Raw genomic sequence first — 6,750 nt, 5'->3', positions numbered from 1 at the left:
GACTAACCTTAAACTAAACTTGTTCACATCAGGCTAACTTAGTCTATAACTTTGTTATACCGTATTTTTTGCTTATAATTTATTTATAATTTATTTATATTTTATGTATATTTTATGTATATTTACTTGACATTATCCTATTTTTAGGCTATAATATACTTACAAACAATCAAAGGACACAACATGAAAAACACATTTTTAGAACTAAACAACCAACTAAAAGAGATTACAGGTCTTTACCTGCATGACATCATAACACTAATGAAAAACGATATTGTCATTTACGCAAAGTCTATCAAGCCCCCTATGGGAGTTGAAGAAACAGAAGAGTTTTTAGCTAATGCCCTACTCATATTAGTTAAAGACGGCTGGACGGCTATACCCTTTTAAGGATTTGTCGCCTAAGATGAACTTTTAAACATAATAAAATATACATAATTTATTTATATTTTATGTATATTTACTTGACATAATCCGATAAATTAGATATAATATACTTACAAACAATCAAAGGACACAACATGAAAAACAATCACATCAAAGAAAAATTTGAAGAAGCCGTAACTAAACTAATTGACTCTATGGAGGCAAACGGTCAGCAATGGGTTAAATCTTGGAGTGGTGCAAGTACAGGGATGCCTTTTAACGAAAGCACTAAAAAGGGTTATAGAGGTATTAATATCCTTTTATTATGGATGCAAACAATAGAAAGAGGGTATCAAACAAATAGATACTTGACATTTAAACAAGCCTTAGCATTGGGGGGGAAAGTAAAAAAAGGAGAGCGTGGCACGTCTGTATTTTTCTACACCATGGCAGAGAGTAAAAAGCTTGATGAAAAAGGCGAAAAAATAAAGTACCCTATGGTTAAATACTATACCGTATTCAACATTGAACAAATAGAGGGCTTAGAGTTTGACATCGCAGAGCCTAAAACATACCAAAATGAGAAAATAGGACCTGTAGAGGACTATATTAGCTCATTACCTATCACTATTAAATATGAGGGATTTCAGCCATGTTATAGCCCTGCAATGGATGAGGTACGCATGCCACCCCTAGAAAGATTTGTGAGTACAGAGGATTTTTACTCTACTTTATTTCACGAACTAGGACACAGTACAGGGCATAAAGATAGACTTGATAGACAAATGGGTGAGACTATAGCAAGTAAAGCCTATGGATTTGAAGAGCTTGTAGCAGAGCTTACAAGCGTTTTTATGTGTGGCGAGTTCAATATTAATATACAAAACTGCCAGCACGTAGAATATTTAGAAGGATGGATTAAAGCCATTAGAGAAAATAAAAATATCCTTTGGAAAGCAGCAAGCGAAGCACAAAAAGCAACTGATTATCTCTTAGGATGTAGCGAAAATATAAGTAAGGTAGCATAGCCTTACTTATATATAAAATATTAGTAAAATATTTATAAAATATTTATATTTTACTTGACATTATCCTATTTTTAGGATATAATATCTTATATCTAAAATGTATTACATGATAGATATAAAAAACAATCTTAAAGGACACAACATGAAAACAGTAAATCTAATCGGAAACGTAACAAAAGTACCACATTTTATAGCTGGCAAAGAGAATAAAAAAGCAGTAGCATATCTCACAGTAGCTAACAATGATGTAAAAGATAAAACCGTATTTGTTGAGGTGACAGTATTTGGAAGAGAAGCCGAATATGTAAATCAAAACATTAATACAGGTGCAAGAGTTGCCATAGAGGGGAAACTATCCCAAAGAGAGAAAACAACCAAAAATGGTGACACATACAAAGAGCTATATGTATCATGTAATAGACTTACAAACCTCTCTAAAAATGGGGAGGCTTAAGCATGGCAAAGTTAATAAAATATTGTAATAGTTTAGGCGAATGTATAGAAAATAAATTCTATAAATTTTCAGATTTTTTATTTGATTAAATCGCTATATTGCCCCTTGCATCAAGGGGTAATATATTATATATATTTTAAGGATAAATTATGTTAAAAAAATGTGATTTTATAACAAAACTTGACTCAAATTATCTCTTTAAATCATGTGGATGGATACACGAAAAAGATTTAAAAAGCTTCACTTTTACAACTGAAAAGAGTTTAAAAGATATATTTGCAATCAAAGATAATAAGTTTACACAAACTTCTATATTTGATTTTATAAACTAAAGGAAGAATGATGATTACAGATGATGAAATAAAAGAAATTCATACTAAAATATTACAGGGGGAGAGTGTAAAAAGTGCTACTAAAACGCTAGATATTTCTGTAGCATATTATTACCAAAGAATTAAAAAATTAGGACTAAGCACCAAGAGGAAATCACTAGAAAAAAAACGCAATAGTGGAGTAAAAAAAATAAAAGATATGCACGATTTAGCGTACCTTTTAAATACAGATTTTAAAGAACTTCATAAATACCTAGATACTGAAAGTTCAGTAGAAAAAAATATTAAAAAAATGAACTATTTAAAAAATCATAGTCCTAAAAAATTTCAAGAAGCCGTACAAATAATAATACTAAACTTTTACAAATTAGACGCAATAAAACTTATTAAAACATTAAAGAATATGTAGTATATTTATTCTTAATACCTATTGTATTCTTATATTATATTAATTTATAGATATATTAATATTATTTTAGTATATCTTATCCAGAAATTTTATAAAGCTATTGTGCTTATATAATTTAGTTTTTAATGTTATACTAACGATATACTCGTAAATAGCATAGTTATATACATATAACATAAAATATAATCACTTTGAAAGTAGAAAAATGTTTGATTTATTCAAGAAAAAAAACCAAAATAAAAAAGTCCAAATGCGTCATTTTGCTTCAAATCTTGGAAGAAGTATTACATCTATCACAACTGCAAAAAAAGAACTTTATCACCCACCTAAAAAATACAGTCCATCAAAATATATTTGTAAAGATGGTTATGAATTTTTTGGTATCACTTACGACCAAACAGAAGAAAAATATAAACCAATGTATATACCAAAAGCTGCAATCAACCATAAATTATATGTAGGTTACACACGTTCAGGTAAAGGTATCGTCATAGGTAATAATGTATTAGAAACATTACGCTACAAAGACGGGTTAATTTATGTGGATGTTAAACAAGAAGATTTTACACCTCAAATAATAAAAGAAGAACTAGAAAAACAAAATCGCCCCGAAGATTTTTTGATTGTAAATTATCCTAATGACTTTGGTTATAGTGGCTTCAATGATGATGATACGATTATTGAAATGTGGGAAAAAATTTCAGTTGCATTAGAGTTTGAGAAGAGTACCGATCCAGCGGTCGAACACTATAGAGGAAATCAAAGAATGACTCTTTTAAAAATTTTAGAAGTAATCTATAATCCAAACAATGAAAAGACAAAAGATAACCCTAAAGATTGGTATTTCATTATGGAATATGTAAGGTGCTTATTTGATGACTTAAAAAAGTATAAACAGCTTCAAGAAGAACTACAAAAAGTAAAGCCAAATCAAAATAGAATTGAAAAATTATCTAACATGTATTTTACCACAGAACTTTTAGAAGAGTTACAATTTAACGCAAAAAATATAGCTGCTTTAGAAATGATTTATATGAAAATTTTTGAACTGTTACTTAATGCAAATATCTATACAAAATACAGCATCAAAGAAGCTCTTTATAATGGCAAAGTTTTATACTTTAAATGTGATATGGAAAACTCATCCAGTTTACAAATGCTTAAGCTTTTGTATATAGATATTTCCCAAACTGTACGAAAAGAAAAAGCAAAAGGAAATCTTGCGAACTGTCATGCAATTTTTGATGAAGTTTCTTTTTATGTATCAAAAAGATTATCTGGTGGATTAAGTACACTTGCAGGATTTGGTGTAAATTGTTCACTTCTTTTGCAGGATCTTTCTCAAATAGAAGATATGTCAGTACGTAATGCAATTTTATCAAACAGTACCGTAAAACTATTTTATAAAATATCTGATACAGAAACTTTAAAATATGTAGGGCTTCTAGGTGGTGATGAAGTAGTTACCAAATATTCAAAAAGGAATCTGGAAGATACTTTTTCACAAGATTTAGAGCCTTTACTTAATACTACTAGAATTAGGGCGATGTGGTTTCAACAACACGCTATATTAATTTCAGAATATCTGAACACAGCCGTATTTGTAGAAACTCATTTTGTAAAATGCTCAAATCCGTTTAATTGGGATGAAATTAATAAAAAAGTATCTAAGCCAAACAAAGTTACCTTTGAGTTAAAAGAGCAAAAAATAATCAAAGACCCAAATATAAAAATAGAGCATGGTGAAAATACTAATATAAAAGAAGATGTTTTATCTATTCTTGCTAATGCTGCTGATGATGATATTGTAGATTTTTAATTTAATGGTGCATCTTACAGGGGTGTACTGTTAAGCTTAAAAGCTTAAAAAAATATTCCAAAGGAAAAAACATGAGTCAAGACAAAACTTTAAAATGTCCATTATGTGCAGGCGTTATCAAAAAAGTAAACAATGCAAAAGTGCCAATGATTAAATGTGAAAATAACATTTATAAAAATGGGGAACAAACAGGATGTAATTTTTTTATGTATCTAAATCCAAAAGCAAAACAATTAAAAGGGCATGTTTTTACAAAAGAAGAGATAGCTATTATGATTGAGGGTGGAGAAGTAGATATTAACGGAATAAAAGCAAGTTATGACGTTGATACAGAATATAATCCTAAATTGGTATTTCCACCATTAGAAGATTTTTAACATAATAAATATAGGGAAGACTAGCCAGCGAACCGCTGGCTAAAACAATCGTTGAGCGTCCAAAGGACACAACATGAGAATTATAGCAAATATTTTAAAAAAAAGAAAGGTTTTTAATATGGGTAGTGAAAATTTCCACCGTAACCAATATGAAGAGGGTAGAGGTGATGATGAAAGTCTAAAGAAAAAAGTCCGTACAGGGATGAGAGCAGTACTTCAAAATTACATATCAAGAGAAGAAGCAGGAACAGCAAGAGGAATTGGCAAATTTGACACTCTTATACATGATAGACTTGCTGAATGGCGTATCTTGGAACGTAGTAGTAAAATTAAAAAATTTACTTTTTACTTTTTTGGTACATTTATAATTGTACCAATCATGTTAATGTTTGGAGCATTTAATACATGGTTGGGTGTAGCATCATTTACAATCGGTGTATTTATATTTTCATGGACTTTACAATTTTTGAAAACTATAACAATACGTGCTTATGCACCATCTGATACCAAGGAAGCAAAAAACGGTGTAAGAAAGGCTATATCTGATATTTGGTTTGAAACATTGTATAGTGTAAAAATTGCTTACGCATTTGGACTTTTGCTAATTTTAGTATGGGGATTTTTTGGTTATTTTTTCGGTGAAAATTTAGACCAAATTATAGCTTCATGGGTCAATTTAATAATTAATCAATTTGGCGTTGAGATTAGTCATGTAGATACCTATTTTTTTGTTACTCTTATTTTTATCATTAATTTAGCCAGCCTTGCAGGAGATTATCTTTTTTGGAAAATCTTTTATTCAAGAGAAAAAGTGACGTTTGAAGAATAAATATGATTAAAATCAAATATAACCAAAAAGAACTAGAAATATTAATATTCATAAGTTATTTTGGCAGAAGCTATGCCGAAGTTTTAGGTAAAACTTTTTACAAGTCCGTACAGGGAGCTAGAAATAAAATATCACACATGAAGAAAAAGGGGTTAATTAAATTAGTGCCTACAGGACTAACACAGCCTAGAAATGCCGTAACACTACCAAAAAGCACCAAAGACCTACTTTTAGACCTTGGTTATATTCCAAAGGTACATAGAGGTTCTATAAGCCAGATACACCATAATATAATAGAACAAATAGCCTATTATCATCTTTCCAAATTGGGTGAGGTTACACGTACTTCTGTTTGGCATCATAAAAATACCTATCATGCAGTACCTGATTTAATCGTTCAAACACAAATACATACAATAGCTATAGAAGTTGAAACACATCAAAAAGGAAATCCCAAATATAAGGATTTTGTAAAGAGATCAAGCCAAGATAATTTTGACAGAATACTTTATATTACACCAAATAAAAAGCTTATGAAAACTATTGCTAACAATATGCCTACGTGGGATAAATTATTTTTTATTGATATTGAAACAATGATAGAAAATATCAATATATATAACAAAATTAAACCTTATTCTCAAAAGCAATTATTAAAAGATTAAAGATTTTTCTTCTAAAAGAAAAAATCTTTTAATCTTTGGTTTTACTAAAAAGCTTTTAGTAAGCTTTTAGTAAAACTTCTAGTGAAGTTTTAGCGAATTGCCCCCATACGTGGAGTCGTTCCCCCCATACGTGGAGTCGTTCCCCCCATACGTGGAGTCGTTCCCCCCATACGTGGAGTCAAAAGCCCCCATACGTGGAGTCGTTCCCCCCATACGTGGAGTCGTTTTTGTTATATTATTTAAGATTTTAAGATTTTTAGCAAAATTATTTTAGAAATAAGCTAAATATATATATCTTTTATATATACTCATATATGAAAACAATCAAAGGACACAACATGAGCGAAGATTTAAAATCGTTTAATTTAAAAGCACCTATGTCTATTCATACTCAACTTCAAGAATTAGCAAGAGAAAAAAAAATATCTGTTACATCATTGTATATTGAGGGTGCAAAAAAATTAGTAATCA

General features: G+C 29.7%; 8 protein-coding genes. All 8 read left to right on the top strand.

Features of this window, described 5'->3' with window-relative positions; all coding sequences use genetic code 11:
- The first annotated feature begins 183 nt into the window (after positions 1–183).
- Positions 184–390: a hypothetical protein gene (locus LWW95_11445; GenBank protein MDL1957639.1), complete on the top strand. Its 207-nt coding sequence runs from the start codon at positions 184–186 to the stop codon at positions 388–390.
- A 131-nt stretch (positions 391–521) separates the two neighbouring features.
- Complete coding sequence (locus LWW95_11440) at positions 522–1,394, top strand: ssDNA-binding domain-containing protein (protein ID MDL1957638.1); 873 nt, start codon at positions 522–524, stop codon at positions 1,392–1,394.
- Between the two features lie 106 nt (positions 1,395–1,500).
- On the top strand, positions 1,501–1,848 hold the full coding sequence (locus LWW95_11435) for a single-stranded DNA-binding protein (protein MDL1957637.1): 348 nt from the start codon (positions 1,501–1,503) through the stop codon (positions 1,846–1,848).
- A gap of 342 nt (positions 1,849–2,190) precedes the next feature.
- A complete protein-coding gene (locus tag LWW95_11430) occupies positions 2,191–2,589 on the top strand; it encodes a hypothetical protein (protein ID MDL1957636.1) in 399 nt (132 codons plus the stop codon).
- Between the two features lie 205 nt (positions 2,590–2,794).
- Positions 2,795–4,408 (top strand): TraM recognition domain-containing protein, encoded by a 1,614-nt coding sequence (locus LWW95_11425; GenBank protein ID MDL1957635.1) that lies wholly within the window; start codon positions 2,795–2,797, stop codon positions 4,406–4,408.
- A 71-nt stretch (positions 4,409–4,479) separates the two neighbouring features.
- Positions 4,480–4,785 carry a hypothetical protein gene (locus tag LWW95_11420; GenBank protein MDL1957634.1) on the top strand — a complete coding sequence of 102 codons (306 nt, stop codon included), beginning with the start codon at positions 4,480–4,482 and terminating at the stop codon, positions 4,783–4,785.
- 73 nt (positions 4,786–4,858) lie between these two features.
- The gene (locus LWW95_11415; protein ID MDL1957633.1) at positions 4,859–5,614 is read left to right on the top strand and encodes a hypothetical protein; all 756 of its coding nucleotides are present in this window, start codon (positions 4,859–4,861) and stop codon (positions 5,612–5,614) included.
- Positions 5,615–5,616: 2 nt separating this feature from the next.
- Entirely contained in the window at positions 5,617–6,279 is a 663-nt protein-coding gene (locus LWW95_11410) for a hypothetical protein (GenBank protein ID MDL1957632.1), read from the top strand.
- Positions 6,280–6,750: the final 471 nt, after the last annotated feature.

This window comes from Candidatus Desulfofervidus auxilii (assembly GCA_030262725.1).
Taxonomy (GTDB): Bacteria; Desulfobacterota; Desulfofervidia; order Desulfofervidales; family Desulfofervidaceae; genus JAJSZS01.
Note: the sequence above shows the minus strand (reverse complement) of the source record. Positions and strands in the feature narration are given on the sequence as shown.

Excerpts from the sequence above, each read along its gene's own strand:
- LWW95_11435 (MDL1957637.1), top strand. The coding sequence starts at position 1,501 with ATGATAGATATAAAAAACAATCTTAAAGGACACAACATGAAAACAGTA.
- LWW95_11415 (MDL1957633.1), top strand. The coding sequence starts at position 4,859 with ATGAGAATTATAGCAAATATTTTAAAAAAAAGAAAGGTTTTTAATATG.
- LWW95_11410 (MDL1957632.1), top strand. The coding sequence starts at position 5,617 with ATGATTAAAATCAAATATAACCAAAAAGAACTAGAAATATTAATATTC.
- LWW95_11425 (MDL1957635.1), top strand. The coding sequence starts at position 2,795 with ATGTTTGATTTATTCAAGAAAAAAAACCAAAATAAAAAAGTCCAAATG.
- LWW95_11420 (MDL1957634.1), top strand. The coding sequence starts at position 4,480 with ATGAGTCAAGACAAAACTTTAAAATGTCCATTATGTGCAGGCGTTATC.
- LWW95_11430 (MDL1957636.1), top strand. The coding sequence starts at position 2,191 with ATGATTACAGATGATGAAATAAAAGAAATTCATACTAAAATATTACAG.
- LWW95_11445 (MDL1957639.1), top strand. The coding sequence starts at position 184 with ATGAAAAACACATTTTTAGAACTAAACAACCAACTAAAAGAGATTACA.
- LWW95_11440 (MDL1957638.1), top strand. The coding sequence starts at position 522 with ATGAAAAACAATCACATCAAAGAAAAATTTGAAGAAGCCGTAACTAAA.